Genomic DNA, 20,981 nt, shown 5'->3' with positions numbered 1-20,981 from the left:
CTGGACGGATCTCGGTCCACCGGATCCCGATGAGGGTCCGGGGCGGCCGCGACGCCATCGAGGCGGGCACCGCGTTCCTGGCGGCGCTCGTCGCCGGGCTGTCGCTCATGGTGCCCATCGACTTCGCGTGGACCTCCCGCAGTTCGGCGCTGCACCTGGATCTGCTGGTCTTCAGTCTGCCGCAGGCGATTGCGGCGGGGGCGCTGGCCGCGATCGTGACCGCGGTGCTGTCCACCGCGCTGGGCGGGCAGAGCCTGCGCTGGGGCGTGGCGCTGGGCGGCGCGGCGCTGCTGTTCGTCAATCACCTGCTGGGGGGCCACGCCGTGCTCGGCACCTCGCTGGCCACCCTGAACTTCCTGGATTCCATTGCCGGCGGGCTCATTCTCGGCGGTTCGGGGGCCGGGGTGCTGTCCCGCTCCCGCGTCGAATCCCGGTACACCTGGGCGACGTCGGCGTGGCTGCTGGGCGCGCTCGGCAGCGTGGTGGTCGCCCAGGACCTCATTCCGGAACCCCAGTCCAAGCTGGCCGATCCGCACTTCCCGCAGAACTGGCCCGCCCTCGACGCGCCCCCGCTGTGGCTGATCGCGCTGGCCCTGCTCGTCATCGGATTCCGGTTCCTGCGCGAGCCGGGCGCGCATCCGGTGGAAGCGCATTCGATCCAGCTGCCCATCGTCCCGATCATCGCGGGCGCCTTCATGATCGGCGTCGACCTGGTCGGGTCCGGGGTGCTGGCCCGCCACGGCGACAGCCCGCTCGCGATCGCGGCGACGGCCGCGGCGACGGCGTCCGGGGCCCTGCTCACCGCGCTCATGCTGCCCAAGCGGGACGGCGTCCAGGTGCTGCTCGCGGTGGCGCTCGCCGGGACGGGCAGCGCCGTCCTCGTGACGAGCATTCCGGGATGGTCGATCTGGGGTCTCTTGGTGCTGGTCGCCGGCGGGCTGGTGGCGGGTATCCGCTGGCCCGGTGTGCGGGCCGCCGCGGTCGGCATCATCGGCCTGTCCGTCTATGCGGTGCTGACGGTCGTGGCCGGGCATCCCGTCGTCCTCACCGTGCTCGGGCACGCGCTGCTCGCCCTGCTGGCGGGCTACTGTTTCGGCGCGGTCACCCCGCGCTACGGCTCCACCCGGGTGCTCGGCATCGCCCTGATCTACGTGCCTTCACCGGTGCTCGCGCTGCGCGACTACGCCCGGCGCGGGCACTGCCTGCTGATCGACCCCGGAAAGCCTTGCACCATCGCCGATTTCACCTCGTTCGCACCCGGCTGCGCGGCCATCGCGCTCGCGGTGGGCTGTGCGCTGGGCCTGTGGGCGCTGCTGCGGCGGCGGCCCGAACAGGCTCGGGTGGCGGCGTCCGCGAGCTGAGCGTCCCGAGCACCCGGGTCGAGCGGCCTGGGTACCGTGGCGGACATGAATTCGCTGCTGCACCGGATATTGGATATCGCGCCGATCTGGGTGTACCTGGTCGTCACCCTGCTGGTGTTCGCCGAGGACGCGATCTTCGTCGGCTTCGTGATCCCGGGTGAGACGGCGGCGGTGCTCGGCGGTGTGGCCGCCAGCCAGGGACATGTGCTGCTGTGGCTGATGATCCTGCTGGTGGTGGCCGCCGCCATCCTCGGCGACAGCGTGGGCTACGAGGTCGGCAAGCACGTGGGCCCGCGGCTGCTGCAGGCCTCGATGCTGGACCGGCATCGCGGCCGCCTCGACCGCGCCCAGGACTATCTGGCCCGGCGCGGCGGCTGGGCGGTGTTCCTCGGCCGGTTCACCGCGTTCTTCCGGGCCATGATGCCCGCGCTGGCAGGCACCTCGCGCATGCCCTACCGGCGCTTCCTGCTGTTCAATGCCGCGGGCGGAATCGTCTGGGGCACCACGTTCGTGGTGCTCGGCTTCGTGGCCGGGCAGTCCTACGAGGCGGTGGCCAAGACGGTCGGCCGGGATCTGGCCATCGGTGTCGTCGCCATCGTCGTGCTCGCGCTGATCGGGTGGAAGCTGCGCGAACGTCGCCGCGAGCGGGCCTTCGAGACCGAGTACGAGGCGACCCACCAGGGACTGATGACGCCCGAAACCGATTGAGCCCAACCGGTTTCGGGCGTCGCCCGGCTCAGACCGCGGCCAGTTCGCGCTGCGGCTCCGGCTCGCTGTCCTCCTGCGGCCCTTCGATATTCAGCGTCGGCAGCACCCGATCCAGGCGGCGCGGCAGCCACCACGCCCGGCGGCCGAGCAGGGCCAGCACCGCGGGGACCAGCGTCAGCCGGACCGCGAACGCGTCCACCAGCACACCCACCGCCAGGGCGAAGGCGATCGGCTTGATCATGGCGTCGTCGGTCGGGATGAAGGAGGCGAAGACCGCCACCATGATCGTCGCCGCGGCCGTCACCACCCGGGCGTTGTGACGGGTGCCCTCGATGATCGACGCTCCGGCGTCGCTCCGGTGCAGCCACTGTTCGCGAATCCCGGACACCAGGAACACCTGGTAGTCCATGGCCAGCCCGAACAGCACGCCCACCAGGATGATCGGCAGGAAGCTCACCACCGGCCCGACCTTCGAGACACCGAACAGGTCCGCGGCCCAACCCCATTGGAAGACCGCGACCGTGGTGCCCAGCGCCGCCGCGACCGACAGCAGGAAGGTGACTGCCGCCTTCACCGGTACCGCGATCGACCGGAACACCAGGACCAGCAGCACCAGGCTCAGGCCGACCACGATGCCCAGGAACGGCACCAGGGACGCGGAAAGCCGTTGCGAGACATCGATGGTGACCGCGGTATCGCCGGTGACGGCCACGTCGGCCCCGGGGACCGCGCCGGGCGCCCGATCGCGGATGGCGTGGACCAGATCGGTGGTCTGCTGCGACTCCGGCGCGCTGGCCGGAATCACCATGATCAGCGACTGGCCTGCCCGCTGGGTCGGCTGCGGCGGTGCGACATACGTGACGTCGGGCAGTCCGCGCACCGTGTCGGCGACCGTCGCGGCAGCGCGGGTGTCGCCGTTCGGCGCGTCCACGACCACCACCAGCGGGCCGTTGAAGCCGGGACCGAACTTCTCGGCAATGGCGTCGTAGGCCTGCCGCTGACCCGTCGACGCGGCGGCGGAACCATTGTCGGGCAGAGCCATTCGCAGCGAGGCGGCGGGCAGGGCCAGCAGGATCAGCGCCCCGGCCACGGCCAGCACGGTGACGAGCGGCCGCGCGGTGACCAGCCGTGCCCAGCGCGCGCCCATGCTGTCGGCTCCGGTGGCGGTTGCCTGCCGGTGGGCGCGCGAGCCCGCCCGCGGCGTCAGCCGGGCGCCGGCGAATCCGGCCAGCGCGGGCAGCAGTGTGAGCGCCACCGCCACCGCGATCAGCACCGCGCCGGAGGCGGCCAGCCCCATGACGGTCAGGAACGGAATGCCGATCACGCTCAGCGCGGCCAGCGCGATGATCACCGTCGTACCCGCGAAAACGACTGCGCTGCCCGCGGTCTCATTGGCCCGCTGCGCCGATTCCCGGGGCGTCAGCCCGGCGGCCAGCTGGGACCGGTGCCGGGACAGGATGAACAGCGCGTAGTCGATTCCGACCGCCAGGCCCAGCATGAGCGCCAGCGTCAGCGCGGTCGACGACACCGGCACCACCGCGCTCAGGGCGGACAGCCCGCCCACCGTGACGGCGATGCCGAAAACCGCTGACAGGATCGGCATTCCGGCCGCCACCAGCGAACCGAACGTGATCAGCAGGACCAGCACCGCGACCCCGAGCCCGAGGATCTCGGTGACGCCTGGCTGCATTTGCCCGGCCCCGTACGCGGAGCCGCCGACCGACACGTCCAGCCCGGCCTCGCGCGCGGTCTCGCCCGACCGTTCGACCGCGTCCCGGGCGGCGCTGGTCACCTTGGACCGGTCGCCGTCGAAGTGCACGACACCGATCGCGGTGCGCTGGTCCTGCGAGACGGCTCCCGCCTGCTGGGGCGTGGTCACCCCGATCGCTCCCGGCGCGGTTCCGGCGACCTCGAGGGTGTGCTGGATCGCCGTGCGATAGGGCGCCTCGGTGATGAGGTGTCCCTCGGGTGCGGTGAAGACCAGTTGCGCGTTGGCTCCCGCCGCGTCGGGCGCGGTCTCGGACAGGGTGTCCAGTGCCCGCTGGGACTCGGCCCCGGGCACGGTGAAGCGGTCGTCGAGGCGGCCGCCCGCGAGCACGGCACCGCCGACGACGGCGATCAGCAGGATGGCCCAGATCGAGACGACCAGGCCACGGCGCCGGAAGGCGAAGTCGCCGATCCGGCCCAGTAATGCGCTCATCGGTGATTCCTCTCGGAGGCGTGCGAATTGATGTTGACGGGCGTGAACTTTATGGGTGTTAACTTGCCTCGCGATCTGTATAGGTGTCAACATCAATGTCGTGGACATCACCGACGATGTGGCGAAGAAGCCCACACGCGAGGGTCCCTACCACCACGGGGACCTGCGCAATGCCCTGGTGAGCGCGTCCGCGCAGCTCGCCGAGATCGGCGGGCCCACCGCGGTCACCGTCCGCGCCGCCGCCCGGGCGGTCGGCGTCACCGCCACCGCCGCGTACCGCCACTTCAACGGTCACGAGGAACTGCTCGCCGCGGTGCGCGAGCAGGCCGAGGAAGCCCTGTTCGAGGTCCTCGACGGCGCGATGAAAAACGTTCCGGCGCAAGCTGATCCGACCGCGACCGCGATCGCCCGGCTGGCCACCGCCGGGCGCGCCTACATCGAATACGCCCAGCGGGAGCGCGGCCTGTTCCGGACCGCGTTCTGCGGCAGTGATGTCGACGTGAACAAAGAGGTGTTCGAGGATCCCATCTTCCAGCTCATCGGGACCGCCATCGATGCCCTGGTCGCGACGGGATTCATGGATCCGCGTCAGCGTCCCGGCGCGGAGTTCACCGCATGGGCCGCCGTACACGGGCTGGCGAGCCTGATCGTCGACGGCCCGCTGGCCGACGCCGAGCCGGCCGATCGCGAGGCGGCCATCGACCATGCCGTCGCCACCGTGCTGCGCGGCTGCGCCACCGGCCCGCGCGCCGAGCCGTACCGCTCGACCGACCCGCACATCGCGCTGCCCGCCTGATTCCGACGACTCGCCGGGCGAATTGTCCTGTGTTCACCGCCATGTCGCGAGTCCGTAAGCTTGCGGCGTTTTGATAACCGCGCAAACGGACTCACGGTGACAAGGTTTTCTCGATGCTGAATCCCCTCGGCACGGTGCCCCGCACGGGCATTCCGGCACAGCTCGCCGCGCAGATGACGATGGACGAGCAATACGACTGGCACCGTTCGTATCTGAAACGGCATCGCGTGAGCCGGCGCACCTTCCTGCGGGGCAGCGCCGCCGCGGCCATGGCCGCCGGACTCGGCTCCGCCTTCGGCGGCCGCGGCGTCGCCTACGCCGACGACGCCCCGCTGACCGTCGGCGGCCGCCGCGTCGGGTACGGCACGGACGCGGCCAGCCAGCTGCGCTTCTCCGCCCAGCTGTCGCGAAACCCGGGCGCCACCAAGGTCTTCCTCGACCACGGCCCGACCCCCGCCCTCGGCAGCACCCTCGAGGCCGAGGTCCGCAACCTGGTCACCCAGCTCCCGCGCACCGACGGGGGAGTGTTGTCGGCCGAACAGTTCTACGTCCACGCCCCCGTCGACGGACTGCCCGGCCGCCTGCCGCACTTCTACCGCTGGCGCACCGTCGACGGCTACAGCAGCGACGTGCTCTCCGCGAACACCGCCATGCCGAGCTCGCGTGCCGCGCTGCTGCCGTTCCGCTTCACCATGATGGGCGACCAGGGCGTCGACGACACCCCGGCACTGCCCGCGGGCATGGCGGCGGGCGCGTACCGCAACAAGTACGGCGAGGGCGACGCCCCCAGCTCCCGCAATGCCGAGAACATCCAGCGCCAGATCGTCGCCAGCAACCCGGAATTCCACATTCTGGCCGGCGACATCTGCTACGCCGACACCTCCCACGGCGGCGGCCCGGACTGGTTCGTCCCCAACGGCAAGGCCGACACCGACGCCATCGACGCCTACAACCCGTTCGTGTGGGACACCTACCTGCAGGCCATCGAGAGCAGCGCGGGCCACGTGCCGTGGATGTTCGCCACCGGCAACCACGACATGGAAGCCGTCTACGGCACTCACGGCTACGGCGGCCTGATGGCGCGCATGGACTTTCCGGACAACGGGCCCGCGGGCTGCCCGTCGGTGTACTCCTTCACCTACGGCAATGTGGCGGTGCTGTCGCTGGACGCCAACGAGGTGAGCTGGCAGGTCCGCGCCAACCTCGGCTATTCCGGTGGCGCACAGAACAGTTGGGTGGAATCCACCCTGGCCGGCTACCGCGCGAACCCGAGCATCGACTTCATCGTCTGCTTCTTCCACGAGTGCGCCTACGCCACCGGCATCGGCGGCGCCAGCGACGGCGGCGTGCGCGGGGCCTGGGCCGACCTGTTCGACAAGTACCGGGTCGATCTGGTGCTGCAGGGCCACAATCACAACTTCGAGCGCACCGACCCGATGCGCGGCGGGCAGCCGACCAAGGCCGCACCCGACAACTCGATCGTCTACCCGGACACCGACGGCACCGTCTACTACGTGGTCGGCGGGGGCGGCGCGGCGCACGGCACCTTCGCCGCGGGCGACACCTATCGCGGCAACGAGCAGCCCGACACCTTCGTGCCGGAGAGCACCCTGTGGGGCTCCGACGGCAAGGAGGGCAAGGAGGCCGTCGCCTGGTCGCGGGTGCGGTTCAGCCGCTACTCGTTCATTCGCGTGGATGTGCGGCCCGGCGTGTTCTCCAGCGAGATGGAAGTGGTCGCGGTCGACGAGCACGGGCGCGAATTCGACACCGTGACCTACCGCCGCCTGGTCTCCCGCTAGCCGCGCACCGCCTTCCCGGGAGCCGTGCCGTCCCCCGCGACGGCACGGCGCATACTGGGTCCCGTGCTACAGACCCGAACACCGCTGCAGTTGAGCAGTTTGGTGAGCTCCTGGCGGTGGGACACCTCGACCGTGCTGGTCATCGCGCTCCTGGGACTCGCGTACGCGGCCTGCTTCCTCAAGGGAAGACAGCGCGGCGAACAGCTTCCGTTGAGCCGGGCCCTCTACTTCGGGCTGGCCGGACTGGGGGTGTGGCTGTACACCGGCGTCGGCATGATCGGCGTCTACTCCGACACCCTGTTCTGGGTGCGCGCGCTGCAGGTGCTCCTGCTGCTCTACCTGGTGCCCTTCGCGCTCGCGGCCGGTGCGCCGTTCACCGTGCTGCGCGCGGCGCTGGGCCCGGCCGGCCGGAAACGCCTGGACGCCATGCTCTCCGGCAGTGTCGCCCGGCTGCTCACCCACCCGGCCACCGCCTCGATGCTGATCCTGCTGCTGCCCTGGGCGTTGTTCCTCTCGCCCTGGTACGAGTCGGTGCTGCGGCACGGGGGCGTCGACGCGGTCACCCGAATCATTGTGGTGGCCATCGGGTTCCTGTACTTCTACTCGCGCCTGCAGATCGATCCGGTGCCCAAGCACTTCACGCAGGGGCTGTCGCTGCTCATCACCATCGCGGAGTCCCTGGCCGACGGCATCCTCGGCATCGTGCTGTGGCTGGGGCCGCTGGTCGCCGCCGGCTACTACGGTTCGCTCGGCCGCACCTGGGGTCCGGACGCGCGCCTGGACCAGACCATCGGCGCGGGCATCCTGTGGCTGCTCGGCGATTTCCTCGGGCTGATCTACTCGCTGGTCGTCATGCGGGCATTCGCCGCCGACGAGAAGCGCCGCGCCGGGGAGATCGATGCCGAGCTGGATGCCGCCGAGGCGCCGCGGCCGCGGCGGAAGGCGGTGTCGCGCACCGCGACCCGGGACACGGAGGCCGACGACGAGCCGGTGTCCACCGGACTGTGGTGGGAGAACGACCCGCAGCTGCGCGAGCGCTTCCGCCGCTGATCCACTGAAAAGTGACCTGGCTCACGATGTTTGGGAGTCAGTGATATCGGCTATCAATATGCTCTCATGGCTACCGCTCAGCTTCTGGCTGCTGGACACTTGGTCACCGCTGTCGGCACGCTGGTCGGCACCATCGTCGGCGCGGGCATCGGCTGTGTCGTCGGCATCGTCGGCGGCGCGACGCTGAGCCTGCCGGTGCTCGAGGGCATGGGATTCGGCCCGGTGCTCGGTTGCCTGGCCGGTGCGGGCATCGGCATTCCGCTGGGCGCGGCGGCCGGGTTGATCCTGACCGGGGTGCCCGCGGCCATCATCATCGGCATCGGATTCGCCCAGCGCATCAATGATCCGGCGAACCAGTAGTTATCGGCTTGCGAAGAAAGGCCCGTCTCGACGCTCCCAATGGGGGTGTGAGGCGGGCCTCTCTATGCGCCGAAAGGTTGCCTGGGTCACTCACAAAGGCTCGGCGAACGCAGTCTTAACGCAAAACATACTTTAAGAAGCGGTTTCGCTACGGTTTGGCAACAAGTAGGCAACATTTGCTGGCTTATTCTGATCCGGGTGCTCGATGAGGACCTCGCTCCCAGGAGGGAAGCGCCCGATCAAGAAAGCGACGAGAAGTATGCGTTACACGAAGTTTGCCGCCACCTCGGCTCTGGCCATCGCGGCACTCGGCATCTCCGCCGGGACCGCCTATGCCGATCCCGCGGCCGCCGCTACTCCCGGGATCCACTGGGACACCAAGATCGACGGCGCTTCGGTGGTGCTGAAGACCGACGCGGGCTCGCTGACCACCCAGGACGGCCAGTTCCAGGTGCGTGACAACAACGGCGGCCTGGTCACCCAGTTCCCGCTCAATATCATCACCGGTGACGTCGCCCACCCGGTCGCCGCCGAGATCGACGGCAACACCGCCACCTTCACCCCGAACATGGACCCGGCCGCGAGCTTCGCCGCCCCCGCCCTCCCGGCCCCCGTGATCAAGGACGTCGCCAGCCAGGCCGACCAGGACGCCGCGTTCGGTGCCGCGGTCAACCAGTTCGGCATCGCCAGCTCCATGGGCACCCTGCTGGGCACCGTCGTCGGTGGTGTGGCCGGCTGCGCCATCGGCGCGTTGGGCGGCGCCATTGCCGGTGTCGTGATCATGTCGGTTCCGACCGGCATCGCGGGCTGTGTCGCCGGCGCCGCGATCGGCATCCCGCTGGGCGCCGCGGCCGGTCTGGTCGGTGTCGGCGGCCCCGCCGCCATCGCGGTCGGCATCGGCCTGTTCAACCGCCTGAACGCGCCGGACTCCACCCCGGCCAGCTAGCCGCTGAACGACTGCCGGACCGGGACCACCACGGTCCGGCCGGGCCGCGGCGGGCGGCGCGCCCGCCGCGGCGAGCCGCAGTGCCGGTGCAGGAGACATTGCGTGACAACAGAATTCGGGCCGGATCGCTTGGGGGCGATCCGGCCCGAATTCGTTGGTGCTGCCGGAAGAAGCCGACAAAACCCGAATGCCCCACGGACATGTCCGTGGGGCAAGGGATTTCGTGTCGAACTAGCGCGGGCGGCGCGACACGATGGAGTCGCGGATCAGCACGAAGGCGAGACCGACCGCGAACAGCACCAGGAAGATGTAACCGACATTGCCGGTGCCCGAGGAGCTGCCCTGCTGGTTCTCGAACAGCATGGCCAGCAGGATCACGACGACGACCCACCCGGCGGCGCGAGCGGTACGGCGCGACTCGCCGCTCCAGCCCCACGCGGCGGACGGAACCTCGGCGGTGTCGACCTTGGTGACAACCTCAGAGGGGTGCGCGTGTTCCAGTTCCGTGGCGGCCACTGTGGCTCCTTTACGGCTCGAATCGATTGCTGGCCAATATCGTGACATACGACCCAGCGTCGTAGCGAGCAGGGGGCAGGGGACAATGGATCCGTGTCCGACGTTGTGAGAGTTCTGCTGCTGGGCAGCACCGGTTCGATTGGTACGCAGGCACTGGAGGTGATCGCGGCCAATCCCGACCGCTTCGAAGTGGTGGGTCTCGCGGCGCGTGGGGGCAATGCGGACCTGCTGGCACAGCAGATCGCGGCCACCGGGACCGGCAACGTGGCGGTGGCCGATCAGGCGGCGGCCGCGAAACTCGGTGTGGCGCTGTCGGGTCCGGACGCCGTGACCGAGCTGGTCCGGCGCACCGACGCGGACGTGGTGCTCAACGCGCTGGTCGGCTCGCTGGGCCTGGAGCCCACCCTCGCCACGCTGGAATCGGGGCGGCGACTCGCCCTGGCCAACAAGGAGTCTCTGGTGGCGGGCGGCTCGCTGGTGACCCGGGCGGCCAAGCCGGGACAGATCGTGCCCGTGGACTCCGAACATTCGGCGCTGGCCCAGTGCCTGCGCGGCGGTAGCGCGGGCGAGGTCGCCAAGCTGGTGCTCACCGCTTCCGGCGGACCCTTCCGCGGCTGGACCACCGAGATGCTGGAGTCGGTGAATCCGGCCGAGGCCAAGACCCATCCGACCTGGTCCATGGGGCCGATGAACACGCTGAACTCGGCGTCGCTGGTGAACAAGGGCCTCGAGCTGATCGAGACGCACCTGCTGTTCGGCATCGACTACGACCGCATCGACGTCACCGTGCACCCGCAGTCCATCGTGCACTCCATGGTCACCTTCACCGACGGCTCCACCCTGGCCCAGGCCAGCCCGCCCGATATGAAGCTGCCCATCGCGCTCGCCCTGGGCTGGCCGGACCGCGTTCCCGGCGCGGCCGCCGCGTGCGACTTCTCCACCGCCTCCACCTGGACTTTCGAGCCGGTCGACAACACGGTCTTCCCGGCCGTCGAGCTGGCCCGGCAGGCCGGTAAGGCCGGCGGCTGCGTGACCGCGGTCTACAACGCCGCCAACGAGATCGCCGTGCAGGCCTTCCTCGACGGGCTCATCCGATTCCCCGACATCGTGCGCACCGTCGCGCGCGTCGTGGAGTCCGCCGACCGCTGGAGCGCCGAACCCGGTAGCTTGGACGAGGTGCTCGCGGCCGATACGTGGGCGCGCGACACCGCACGCACGATCGTGCGCGGCTGACAGCAGGAGGGCTCGGAACCGGATGGTCTACGCGATCGGCTTCGTACTGTTCGCCCTCGGGATCACGGCCTCGGTCGCCCTGCACGAATGCGGCCACATGTGGACCGCGCAGGCCACGGGCATGAAGGTGCGGCGCTACTTCATCGGTTTCGGGCCCAAGGTCTTCTCCTGGCGGCGCGGCGAGACCGAATACGGTCTCAAGGCGCTGCCGCTGGGCGGGTTCTGCGATATCGCGGGCATGACCGCCCTCGACGAGCTCGAACCCGAGGACCTCGACCGGGCCATGTACCGGCAGGCCACCTGGAAGCGGCTGCTGGTGATGTCCGGCGGCATCCTGATGAACTTCCTCATCGGCTACCTGCTCATCGTGCTGCTCGCGGTGGGCTGGGGGCTGCCGCGTTTCGATCAGCCACCGGCCACCCAGCTCGGGGCGATGAGCTGTGTGGCCAATATGGGCCCGGACCAGAAGGCACTGCCCTGCACCGGCGAGGGCCCCGCGCAGCTGGCCGGATTGCAGCGCGGCGACCGGGTGACCGCGGTCAATGGCGTCAAGATCAAGACGTGGAACGACTTCCGCGCCGAGACGGAAAAGCAGACCGGCACCTTCACCTACACCGTCGAGCGTGACGGTCAGACCCTCCAGGTTCCGGTCACCCCGCAGATGGCCGTGGTCTACCAGGAGAAGAACGGCACCCCGAAGACGGTCGCCAAGGTCGGTGTCGGCCAGGACTATTACGCGCCGGTGCAGCACAACATCCTGTCCGCCATCCCCGCGTCGGGCGCGTTCACCGGCCAGATCGCGGTGCGCACCGTCGAATCCCTGGCCCAGATGCCCTCCAAGGTGGTCGACCTGTGGCACGCCGTCACCGGCGGCACCCGCGACCCGGAGACCCCCGTCAGCGTCTACGGCGCCTCCAAGATCGGCGGCGAGACCGCCGAGCACGGCCTCTGGTCGATGTTCGTCCTGACCCTGGCCAGCCTGAACTTCTTCCTCGGCGCCTTCAACCTGCTCCCGCTGCTCCCCCTCGACGGCGGCCACATGGCCGTGGTCATCTACGAAAAGCTCCGCAACCTCTTCCGCAACCGCAAGGGCCTCCCCGACGGCGCCCCGGTCGACTACCTGAAGCTGCTCCCCGCAACCTACGTCGTGGTCGTCATAGGCGGCGCCTACATGATCCTCACCCTGGTCGCCGACATCGTCAATCCGGTGAAACTGTTCCCATAGCCGTTGGCGCGCTTGTGGATTCGATCGCGATGTCGCGCAGCAGCCTGCGGCAGAGCCGATCCGCCCGGCGGGTGGTTTCGGGCTGACGGTACTCCGGGGTCAGGGCCAGGACGTGTGCGCAGGCCGTTTCCAGGTCGATCAGGTGGCCGACCGAGACGAAGACCGGTTTGACGTCGGTGCGGGTGCGGAGGGCGCGGCCGACCGGGTCGCCGTCGATGGTGATGACGGTGGAGGCGCCGCGCTCGGGGGCGGGCTCCTCGAACTCGCCCCAGGCGTTCTTGGCGACCCCGATGGTCGGCACGCCGGTCAAGAGGCCGAGGTGGCAGGCGAAGCCGAAACGTCGCGGGTGGGCCAGGCCCTGGGAATCGCAGACGAGCAGATCCGGTGTGACGGTGAGGTTTTCGAGGGCGGCCAGGGTGGTGGGGAGCTCCCGGAAGGCGAGCAGGCCCGGCACGTACGGGAAATCGGTGGTGCCGCGCGCGGTGGCGGTCTCGACGGTCTCGAGCGTGGTGGCGTCCAGCACCACAATGGCGGCGGCCACATTGCCGTCGTCGTCATAGGCCGAGTCAAGCCCCGCAATCGTCCGGAATTCCGGTGGCCGGGGGTTGGCGGCGATCACCCGCGCGCGCAGCCGATCTTGCAGTGCCACGGCCTCTTCCGGTGTCGCCGGCCACGGATCTGGATTCGCTACCTTCACTTTTCGGAGCGTAAACCTTCGCGTCGATTGCAACGAATATGAACAGTAGGCCCCGGGCCGATTCCGAGTCCTGCAGCCGGCGCGGGTACCCTTGTCGCCGCCGTCACAGGGCGACCGGTATTCGAGTCTCGGTAAGCTCGGAGCCGGTAAGGGTGAGGACTTAGTCGAAAGTAGGCAGCCGATCGTGAGCAGTGCCATCGCTTTGGGGATGCCGGCCGCACCGGCGGCCGTCCTCGCACCACGGCGCAAGACGCGCCAGCTGATGGTGGGCAATGTCGGAGTGGGGAGTGAGTTCCCCGTCTCGGTCCAGTCGATGACCACCACCAAGACCCATGACGTCAACGCCACCCTGCAGCAGATCGCTGAGCTGACCGCGTCCGGCTGCGACATCGTGCGCGTGGCCTGCCCGCGTCAGGAGGACGCGGACGCGCTGGCGACCATCGCCCGCAAGTCGCAGATCCCGGTGATCGCCGACATCCACTTCCAGCCGCGCTACATCTTCGCCGCCATCGACGCGGGCTGTGCCGCGGTGCGCGTGAACCCGGGCAACATCAAGGAGTTCGACGGCCGCGTCAAGGAGGTCGCCAAGGCGGCCGGTGACGCGGGCATTCCGATCCGCATCGGCGTCAATGCCGGCTCCCTGGACAAGCGGATGCTGGAGAAGTACGGCAAGGCCACCCCCGAGGCGCTGGTCGAGTCCGCGCTGTGGGAGGCGGGCCTGTTCGAGGAGCACGGCTTCGGCGATATCAAGATCTCGGTCAAGCACAACGACCCGGTGATCATGGTCGAGGCCTACCGCCAGCTCGCCGCGCAGTGCGACTACCCGCTGCACCTGGGTGTGACCGAGGCCGGCCCGGCCTTCCAGGGCACGATCAAGTCGGCCGTCGCCTTCGGTTCGCTGCTGAGCGAGGGCATCGGTGACACCATCCGGGTGTCCCTCTCCGCCCCGCCCGCCGAGGAAATCAAGGTCGGCACCCAGATCCTCCAGTCCCTCAACCTGCGCCCCCGCAAGCTGGAGATCGTCTCCTGCCCGTCCTGTGGCCGCGCCCAGGTCGACGTCTACACCCTCGCCGACCAGGTCACCGCGGGCCTCGAAGGCATGGAGGTCCCCCTCCGCGTGGCCGTCATGGGCTGCGTCGTGAACGGCCCCGGTGAGGCCCGCGAGGCCGACCTCGGCGTCGCCTCCGGTAACGGCAAGGGCCAGATCTTCGTCAAGGGCGAGGTCATCAAGACCGTCCCGGAGCACCTCATCGTCGAGACCCTCATCGAGGAGGCCATGCGCCTCGCCGAGGAAATGGGCGATACCACCGAGTCCGGCGCCCCGGTCATCACCGCCGGCTAGCCACACCCCAGCCCCGGCCCGGTCCGCATCGGCATCACCGCCGCTGCCGCCCGGGCCGTGCGTCATTCGCGCCTCGGCCCGGGACCCGTACCTGCCGCCGCGTTCGGAGTGGTGTGGGGCGGATGTCGTACCGAGGGGTTGGATTGGGTTGGGGGTTGGGGCTTTTGCCTGATGGGTGGGCGGTTGGGGACAATCGTGCGGCGCGGGGCGGGAAGTTCTGGCAGGCTGTGAGCGTGCGGAGTGTGCTGGAGCCGACTCGCAGGGGCCGGACGTCCGGGACCCGTCAGCTCGCGAACCGTGATCTGACGCAGGTCTTGCGTGTGCTCGACACCGATCCGGTGGCGACCTGTATGGTCGCCGCGCGCCTGCAGGAGTACGGGCTGGACCCGCGCGGGGTGTACGGCGAACTGTGGACCCGGGGTGGGCCGGCGGAGTCGCTGTGTTTCTCGGGCGCGAATCTGGTTCCGCTGCGCGGTGGTCGCGACGATATGAAGGCCTTCGCGGAGCGCGCGATCAAGGGGCCGCGCCTGTGCTCGTCGGTGGTGGGGCGGCGCGAGCTGGCCCTGCCGCTGTGGGAGTTGCTGGCCGAGCACTGGGGGACGCCGCGGGAGGTGCGCGAGGATCAGCCGCTGCTCGCGCTGGAACGGCCCGCGAGTATTGCGCCGGATTTGCGGGTGCGCCGGGTGCGGCCCGAGGAGATCGACCGGTATCTGGTCGCGGCGGTCGCGATGTTCACCGAGGAGATCGGGATCGATCCGCGCACGGGTGACGGCGGGCGCAGTTATCGCCGCCGGGTGTCGGGGCTCATCGAATCCGGCCGGGCCTGGGCACGATTCGAGGACGGTGAGGTCGTCTTCAAGGCGGAAGTCGGCGCGTTGTCGCGACGCACCGGGCAAATTCAGGGCGTATGGGTCCATCCGGACAAGCGCGGCCAGGGCTACGGCACGGCGGGGACCGCGGCCGTGGCCAATGTGGTGGTCTCCTCCGGGCGCACGGCCAGCCTATATGTCAACTGCTACAACAAAATTGCGCGCCGCGCGTACAGCAAGGTGGGGTTCCGTCAGGTCGCCACCTTTGCGACCGTGCTGCTGGATTGAGCCACATGCTGTGATGTGAGCATGAAATCCGTTCCGGTGCAGTGTGTCGCGCCGGTTTGCCGGTAGTTGGCTCTAGCATCTGAGCCGATGTCAACACGGGTCTTCACCACGCTGATCGCCGCCGCGGTCGCCCTCCCGGTCACCGTCGCCGCGGCCGGTTGCTCGTCGGGTCCGCAGGGCCCCGCGCAGGCGGCCGAGGCCTTCGTCTCCGCCTTCGCCGACCATGAGGTGCAGGCGGCGGCCGACCGCACCAGCCAGCCCGAAAAGGCCGGTGCCGCACTGGCTTCGGCGTGGGACCAGCTGCAGGCGGAGAAGCTGGTGGCCACCACCGGCGCCGCCCGCGTCACCGGCGATACCGCCATCGTCGACTACACCTACGAATGGCATCTGCCCGAGGACCGCGTCTGGACATACCAGGGCCAGCTGCAGATGGGCCGCGCCAACGGGCAGTGGCAGGTGCGCTGGTCCTCCGCCGACATCCACCCGCAGCTGGGCAATACCCAGACGCTGCAACTGCGTTCGAAGCCCGCGCCCCGGGCGCGGGTGAACGAACGCTCGGGCAGTGACGTGATGGTGCCGGGCACGCTGTACCGGGTGCTGTTCAAACCGTCGGCATCCTCCGACCCGACCAGGGTCTCCGCGGCGCTGGCGAACGCCCTGCACCGCTTCGACACGCGGCTCACCCCGGACTCGCTGTTGCGCGCGGCCGGCAAGGCCGACGGCGCCTACACCGCGGCGCTGCTCTCGGAATGGGAGTTCGGCGAGGTGAATTCGCAGCTGCTGGGGCTGTCCGGGGTCACCTTCAGCAAGGAATTCGATCTGGTCCCCACCGACCGCCACTTCGCCCCCGACCTCATGACCGAGGTCCGCAAGACCGTCATCGACGAGGTGGACGGCAAGGCGGGATGGAGTGTGGTGACCGTGAATGCCAATGGCGTCGACACCGATGTGCTGCAGGAGGTCGATCCCCAGACCTCCCCGTCGTTCTCGCTCAGCGTCGACCGCTTCATCCAGAACGCCGCCCAGAGCGCGGTGGATGCCCGCACCGAGCAGACCATGATGGTGGTGCTGCAACCGTCCACCGGCGCGGTGCTGGCCATCGCCCAGAACGAGGCGGCCGATGCCGACGGCCCGGTGGCGGCGATCGGCCTCTATCCGCCGGGCTCGACCTTCAAGACGGTGACCGCGGCCGCGACCATGACCGCCGGCCACGCCACCCCGGACACCGTGGTGCCGTGCCCGAGCCAGATTGTGGTGGGGGAGCGCACGATTCCCAACTACGACCTGTTCAGCGTCGGCAATGTGGCCATGTCGACCGCCTATGAGCGTTCCTGCAACACCTCGTTCGCCAAGCTCGCCTCGGAGCTGGGCGGCCAGGATCTGCGCACCGCCGCGGCCGCGCTGGGGCTGGGGCCGGACTACACGATGGCGGGCCTGCCGACGGTGTCGGGTTCGGTGCCGCCCGACGATGATCCGGTGCAGCGCGCCGAGGACGGCATCGGTCAGGGCAAGGTGCTGGCCAGCCCGTTCGGCATGGCGATGGTGGCGGCGACGGTGGCGCACGGTTCGACGCCCGTGCCGTATCTGATCGCGGGCCATCCGACCCAGGTGTCGGGTGATCGGCCGCAGCTGAAGCCGGAGGTCATCGACGGGTTGCGATTGATGATGCGCAAGGTGGTGCTCGGCGGTACGGCCGAGCGCATCGTCGATCAGGGCGAGGTCTACGGGAAGACCGGTGAGGCCGAGGTGGACGGCGGTTCGCACTCGTGGTTCATCGGCTACCGCGGTGATCTGGCCTGGGCGACCCTGCTGGTGCGCGGTGGCAGTTCGGACAATGCGGTGGCGGTGACGCGGGACATGCTCGCGGCCCTGCCTCCGGGCTACTGAGGACCACCGCCCGGCAGGGTCAGCGCTCGCTGTAGGTGTCGAGTCGCGAGCAGGCGACGGGATGGATCGCGCCGAAGTTGTCGGTCACGAAGCGTTGGTCGGCAAGAGCTTGGACGGGTGGTCCGTCACTGGACGCGTCGCCGAGGATCTCGGTGACGCCCGCACCGGCGAGGATCATGCCTGCGGTGGTGATCAGCAGAAGGGCCGAGCGCTTCATGTCCCTCTCCCTTGTTTGGGGATGAGTTGGGAGACCCGAACGTTCGCCGCCAGCGGCGAACACGGTGATGATCCGATGCTCATTAAGGGTTGGCTGACTGTTTGCCAATGGAAGAAACGGTAATCGGTCACTTATGCCGAGGCAACCCGCAAGTGTGCTGCCGCATTCCGGTTGGACGGAGATGCGGCAGGCTACGGGCCGGGTTGGAACCCGAAGTTCACTGTCAGTTTTCCCGCTGCATGGTCGCCGCGAGGTGATGGGTCAGCGGTTGCTCGACTGCGGCCATGCGCAGCGAGTACTCGAGGGTGTCGCCCGCGACGGTGATGGTGCGGCCCAGCGCGGTCACCGATTTCGCGGTGCTGCTGAGGCCGATCGAGGTGGATTCGAGTTCCAGGCGCAGCTCGCCGTCCTCGGTCACCAGGCTGCCCTCGCAGATCTCGGTGATGCCGGTGGGATGGGCCAGGATCAGCTCGATGCGGTCGGGGCTGATCGCCCGCAGGTATCCGGTCTCGCTGTGCATGGGCCGGCTGCCGTCGGCGGCGCGGGTGCGCTGCCGGTAGGTGAGGAAGGGGCGGCCGACGTGGCCGAAGTGCACTTCCTCCAGGTACTCGAACGGTTCGATGGTCGGGTATTCGCCGCGGCCGCGGCCGCGCCAGGTGCCCAGCAGCGGGGCCAGGTGGGCGATGTCGGGGTGCGGCGCGACGGTGGATTCGGGTTCGAGCACGGCGGACAGCTTAGTCGGCCCGGCCCGTAGCTGCGGGAGGTAGCCGCGCTCGGGCGCCGACATTCCCGGATAGGGGCATTGATCTCAGCGGCGGCTGGCCCGGCGGTAGCCGTAGGCGGAGGGAATGGCGAACACGATGATCAGGCCGGCGGTCCAGGCGAGGGTCCGGATGAGCGGGCCCGCCACGGGTCCGCCCTCGGCCAGCGCACGCATGGTGTCGACGGCGACCGACATGGGCTGATCGCGGACCACGGGCTGAATCCACTGGGGGTAGGCCGGGAGCGGCACGAATCCGGTGCTGAAGAACATGAGCAGTGACGACAGCAGCGCGACGGCTTCGACCAGGGTGGACTTGGCGGTGAACACGGCGATGGCGGTGACCATGGTGGCGAAGGCCAGCCCGAACAGCACCGGTATCCACAGGAAGGCGAAGGCCTGCAACGGTCCCTGCTGGAAGCGGAAGCCGAGCGCGGCGCCGAAGCAGATGATCACAACGGTTCCGGCGAAGATGCGGCAGCCTTCGGCGATGATGCGCGCGGCGAGCCCGGAGGCGCGGTGCACCGGCAGCACCCAGAAGCGGGACAGGATGCCCGCCTCCCGTTCCCGGCCGAGCATGACGCCGCTGGCCACGGTTCCGGAGAGCGCGCCGACCAGGGTCACCATGGGGGTGGATCCGTAGAGGGCGCTGTGGCCGGAGAACTTCTGGATCTGCGAGCCCACCACGATGTCGAGCATGAGCAGCAGCAGGCACGGCACGATGAGGGTTTCGAGCAGCGTGATCGGGTCGCGGACCCAGCGCAGCAGCAAGCGCTGGGTCTGAATCCAGGTGTGCCGCAGCAGAGCTGGGGCCGAGCCTTCGCCGAAGACGATGGTGTCGGCGAGTTCGGGGTGGTCGAGGGTGGCCATATCAGGACCTCTTCAGGTTCTGCCGGGCGATGAAGTAGCAGGCCAGCGCGGTGCTGCCCACGAGCCACAGCAGCGGCGGCATCATGAGGGACCAGGTCACCGGGTGGGCCTTGCCGAGGGTGTCGCCGCCGAACGCGCGCAGCCCCTCGGCGTATTGGGAGACCGGCTGGTTGCGGACGAAGAACTGGACCCAGTGCGGGAATTGGTGGGCGGGGGCGAGACCGGTGGAGAGCATGCCGAGGATGAGCGGCGGCAGAACCAGCACCTGGGTGGTGGCCTCGGGGCTGTGGGTGGCGGTGCCGATGGCGTCCGCGCCGAGACAGAACGCGATGCCGATGGCGAGTCCGAGGGCCAGGAAGCCCAGGGTATGCACCGTGCCGCCGACGAACCGGAACCCGATCACGTGGGTGCTGACCACGGCCGAGGCGAGCCCGATGAGCAGCCGGAACACATTGGAGGACATGCGCGCCGCGGTGGGGACGAGCGGGTGCATGGGCATGGCGTCGAAGCGCCGGTCGAGGCCGGAGACCGCGTCGGTGGCGGCGCGGAAGGCGGCGGAGACCGCGGTGAAGGCGCACGCCTGCAGGATGACGATGGGCGCCATGAACTGCGCGTAGCTGCTGAATCCCAGTCCGGCGAAGGACATCACGCGGTTGAGCGGGATGTAGAAGCTGGCGGTGAAGGTGACGGGTGCCAGGATGGCGGTGATGATTTCGCCGGTTTTGACCGAGGGCACGATGAGCCGCACCGTGAGCACCCACCACTGGGCGAGGGTGGCGGGGGTGGCGCGGACGTTGGTGAGCCACCCGGCGGGTGCGGCCTCGACGGCGGTCATGCCCGGTTCCGATCCTCGGCGCTGAAGCGCCCGTCCGTCGTCCGGAACCGGACCGACGGCGAATCGTCGTCGGCCTCTTCGGATTTGGCGATGTGCCCGGTGAGCTCGAGGAAGACGTCGTCGAGGGAGGGCCGCCGCAGCGCGATGTCGACGAGTTCCATTCCGGCCGTGTCGAGCCGGCGCAGCGCCTCCGCGAGGGTCTTGGCGCCCTCCGGCGCGGGGATGGCGATCCGGTCCGAATCCCCGGTCAGCGCTTCGCGATTGGCGGCGGGCAGCAGGTCGCCGAGGGCGCGGGCGATGGCGGGCAGGTCCTCGATGCGCAGCGGCACGATCTCGCAGTAGCTGCCGCCGGTGCGGGCCTTGAGTTCGTCGGCGGTGCCGTCGGCGATGACCAGGCCGTGGTCGATGACGATGATGCGGTCGCAGAGCGCGTCGGCCTCTTCGAGGTACTGCGTGGTCAGCAGGGTGGTGATGCCGTGTTTGCGGAATCCGCCGACCAGGTCCCAGACGCCCTGCCGGCTGCGCGGATCCAGGCCGGTGGTGGGTTCGTCGAGGAAGACCACCTCGGGCCGCACCACGAGTCCGCAGGCGATGTCGATGCGCCGTCGCATGCCGCCGGAGTAGGTGCCGACACGGCGTCCGGCGGCCTGCACCAGGTCGAATTCCTCGACGAGTTCGTCGGCGCGGGCGCGGGCGGCGCGTTTGCGCAGGCCCATGAGGCGGCCGAACATGACGAGGTTCTCGTACCCGGACAGGGCGTCGTCGAGGGCCGCGAACTGCCCGGTCAGCATAATGGATCGGCGGACCGCGGCGGCGTCGGTGACGACGTCGTGCCCGGCGACCAGGGCGCGCCCGCTGTCGGGGGCGATGAGGGTGGACAGGATATTGACCGTGGTGGTCTTGCCCGCGCCATTGGGTCCGAGGATGCCGAGTACCTCGCCGGGCGCGGCCTTGAAGGTGATGCCGCGCAGCGCCCGGACCGCGCCGAAGGATTTCTCGACGTCTTCGACGACCACGCCGTCGACGCCGGTGTGCACGCTGCTCGGGGGTGCGAGGGTCTTGGTTTCCACGTTTGTTGTATC

At 69.5% G+C, this 20,981-nt stretch carries 20 protein-coding genes; 12 read left to right on the top strand and 8 right to left on the bottom strand.

The window, feature by feature from the left end; all coding sequences use genetic code 11:
- Nucleotides 1–29 precede the first annotated feature (29 nt).
- Both ACFXIV_RS32695 and ACFXIV_RS32690 read left to right on the top strand, forming a co-directional pair.
- Nucleotides 30–1,361, top strand: coding sequence for a hypothetical protein (locus ACFXIV_RS32695; RefSeq protein ID WP_379401209.1), 1,332 nt, complete (start codon nucleotides 30–32; stop codon nucleotides 1,359–1,361).
- Nucleotides 1,362–1,406: 45 nt separating this feature from the next.
- Nucleotides 1,407–2,069: a DedA family protein gene (locus ACFXIV_RS32690; RefSeq protein WP_379401210.1), complete on the top strand. Its 663-nt coding sequence runs from the start codon at nucleotides 1,407–1,409 to the stop codon at nucleotides 2,067–2,069.
- Nucleotides 2,070–2,097: 28 nt separating this feature from the next.
- On the opposite strand, the gene ACFXIV_RS32685 is transcribed toward ACFXIV_RS32690, so the two are convergent.
- Entirely contained in the window at nucleotides 2,098–4,269 is a 2,172-nt protein-coding gene (locus tag ACFXIV_RS32685) for an MMPL family transporter (protein ID WP_379401211.1), read from the bottom strand.
- A 100-nt stretch (nucleotides 4,270–4,369) separates the two neighbouring features.
- On the opposite strand from ACFXIV_RS32685, the gene ACFXIV_RS32680 reads away from it, so the two are divergent.
- From ACFXIV_RS32680 to ACFXIV_RS32660, 5 genes are all read left to right on the top strand, one after another.
- Nucleotides 4,370–5,065: a TetR/AcrR family transcriptional regulator gene (locus ACFXIV_RS32680; RefSeq protein WP_379401212.1), complete on the top strand. Its 696-nt coding sequence runs from the start codon at nucleotides 4,370–4,372 to the stop codon at nucleotides 5,063–5,065.
- Nucleotides 5,066–5,178: 113 nt separating this feature from the next.
- Entirely contained in the window at nucleotides 5,179–6,864 is a 1,686-nt protein-coding gene (locus ACFXIV_RS32675) for a metallophosphoesterase (protein ID WP_379401213.1), read from the top strand.
- 90 nt (nucleotides 6,865–6,954) lie between these two features.
- Complete coding sequence (locus ACFXIV_RS32670; protein ID WP_379421371.1) at nucleotides 6,955–7,914, top strand: cytochrome c oxidase assembly protein; 960 nt, start codon at nucleotides 6,955–6,957, stop codon at nucleotides 7,912–7,914.
- Between the two features lie 66 nt (nucleotides 7,915–7,980).
- Nucleotides 7,981–8,274, top strand: a complete 294-nt coding sequence (locus ACFXIV_RS32665; RefSeq protein WP_379401215.1) for a hypothetical protein — start codon at nucleotides 7,981–7,983, stop codon at nucleotides 8,272–8,274.
- A gap of 259 nt (nucleotides 8,275–8,533) precedes the next feature.
- On the top strand, nucleotides 8,534–9,220 hold the full coding sequence (locus ACFXIV_RS32660) for a hypothetical protein (protein WP_379401216.1): 687 nt from the start codon (nucleotides 8,534–8,536) through the stop codon (nucleotides 9,218–9,220).
- A 231-nt stretch (nucleotides 9,221–9,451) separates the two neighbouring features.
- Here the strand turns inward: ACFXIV_RS32660 and ACFXIV_RS32655 are convergent, their stop codons facing one another.
- Nucleotides 9,452–9,736 carry a DUF2631 domain-containing protein gene (locus tag ACFXIV_RS32655; RefSeq protein ID WP_379402439.1) on the bottom strand — a complete coding sequence of 95 codons (285 nt, stop codon included), beginning with the start codon at nucleotides 9,734–9,736 and terminating at the stop codon, nucleotides 9,452–9,454.
- A 93-nt stretch (nucleotides 9,737–9,829) separates the two neighbouring features.
- Between ACFXIV_RS32655 and dxr the strand changes: the two genes are divergently transcribed.
- Both dxr and ACFXIV_RS32645 read left to right on the top strand, forming a co-directional pair.
- Nucleotides 9,830–10,969, top strand: coding sequence for a 1-deoxy-D-xylulose-5-phosphate reductoisomerase (gene dxr, locus ACFXIV_RS32650; RefSeq protein WP_379386583.1), 1,140 nt, complete (start codon nucleotides 9,830–9,832; stop codon nucleotides 10,967–10,969).
- 22 nt (nucleotides 10,970–10,991) lie between these two features.
- Entirely contained in the window at nucleotides 10,992–12,194 is a 1,203-nt protein-coding gene (locus ACFXIV_RS32645; RefSeq protein WP_379402440.1) for a M50 family metallopeptidase, read from the top strand.
- Here the strand turns inward: ACFXIV_RS32645 and ACFXIV_RS32640 are convergent.
- Nucleotides 12,169–12,843, bottom strand: coding sequence for an endonuclease V (locus tag ACFXIV_RS32640; protein WP_379421370.1), 675 nt, complete (start codon nucleotides 12,841–12,843; stop codon nucleotides 12,169–12,171). The two genes, ACFXIV_RS32645 and ACFXIV_RS32640, sit on opposite strands and share 26 nt — an antisense overlap.
- Nucleotides 12,844–13,099: 256 nt before the next feature.
- Here ACFXIV_RS32640 and ispG point away from each other — a divergent pair, with 256 nt between their 5' ends.
- The 3 genes from ispG to ACFXIV_RS32625 all read left to right on the top strand — a co-directional run bounded on the left by ispG (nucleotide 13,100) and on the right by ACFXIV_RS32625 (nucleotide 17,217).
- Nucleotides 13,100–14,233, top strand: coding sequence for a flavodoxin-dependent (E)-4-hydroxy-3-methylbut-2-enyl-diphosphate synthase (ispG, locus tag ACFXIV_RS32635; protein WP_379402519.1), 1,134 nt, complete (start codon nucleotides 13,100–13,102; stop codon nucleotides 14,231–14,233).
- 233 nt (nucleotides 14,234–14,466) lie between these two features.
- Nucleotides 14,467–15,330 carry a GNAT family N-acetyltransferase gene (locus ACFXIV_RS32630; RefSeq protein ID WP_364623910.1) on the top strand — a complete coding sequence of 288 codons (864 nt, stop codon included), beginning with the start codon at nucleotides 14,467–14,469 and terminating at the stop codon, nucleotides 15,328–15,330.
- 87 nt (nucleotides 15,331–15,417) lie between these two features.
- Nucleotides 15,418–17,217 (top strand): penicillin-binding transpeptidase domain-containing protein, encoded by a 1,800-nt coding sequence (locus ACFXIV_RS32625; protein ID WP_379402443.1) that lies wholly within the window; start codon nucleotides 15,418–15,420, stop codon nucleotides 17,215–17,217.
- 19 nt (nucleotides 17,218–17,236) lie between these two features.
- On the opposite strand, the gene ACFXIV_RS32620 is transcribed toward ACFXIV_RS32625, so the two are convergent.
- The 5 genes from ACFXIV_RS32620 to ACFXIV_RS32600 all read right to left on the bottom strand — a co-directional run bounded on the left by ACFXIV_RS32620 (nucleotide 17,237) and on the right by ACFXIV_RS32600 (nucleotide 20,936).
- A complete protein-coding gene (locus ACFXIV_RS32620; RefSeq protein WP_379402444.1) occupies nucleotides 17,237–17,434 on the bottom strand; it encodes a hypothetical protein in 198 nt (65 codons plus the stop codon).
- A gap of 223 nt (nucleotides 17,435–17,657) precedes the next feature.
- On the bottom strand, nucleotides 17,658–18,167 hold the full coding sequence (locus tag ACFXIV_RS32615) for a peroxynitrite isomerase (RefSeq protein WP_379421376.1): 510 nt from the start codon (nucleotides 18,165–18,167) through the stop codon (nucleotides 17,658–17,660).
- A gap of 75 nt (nucleotides 18,168–18,242) precedes the next feature.
- On the bottom strand, nucleotides 18,243–19,064 hold the full coding sequence (locus ACFXIV_RS32610) for an ABC transporter permease (RefSeq protein WP_379402446.1): 822 nt from the start codon (nucleotides 19,062–19,064) through the stop codon (nucleotides 18,243–18,245).
- Between the two features lies 1 nt (nucleotide 19,065).
- The gene (locus ACFXIV_RS32605; protein ID WP_379402447.1) at nucleotides 19,066–19,899 is read right to left on the bottom strand and encodes an antibiotic transporter; all 834 of its coding nucleotides are present in this window, start codon (nucleotides 19,897–19,899) and stop codon (nucleotides 19,066–19,068) included.
- The gene (locus ACFXIV_RS32600; RefSeq protein ID WP_379402520.1) at nucleotides 19,896–20,936 is read right to left on the bottom strand and encodes an ATP-binding cassette domain-containing protein; all 1,041 of its coding nucleotides are present in this window, start codon (nucleotides 20,934–20,936) and stop codon (nucleotides 19,896–19,898) included. The genes ACFXIV_RS32605 and ACFXIV_RS32600 overlap by 4 nt, the downstream gene beginning before the upstream one ends.
- Between the last annotated feature and the right edge of the window lie 45 nt (nucleotides 20,937–20,981).

Origin of the sequence: Nocardia sp. NPDC059236, assembly GCF_042754085.1 — a bacterium.
Classification (GTDB): Bacteria; Actinomycetota; Actinomycetes; order Mycobacteriales; family Mycobacteriaceae; genus Nocardia.
Note: the sequence above shows the minus strand (reverse complement) of the source record. Positions and strands in the feature narration are given on the sequence as shown.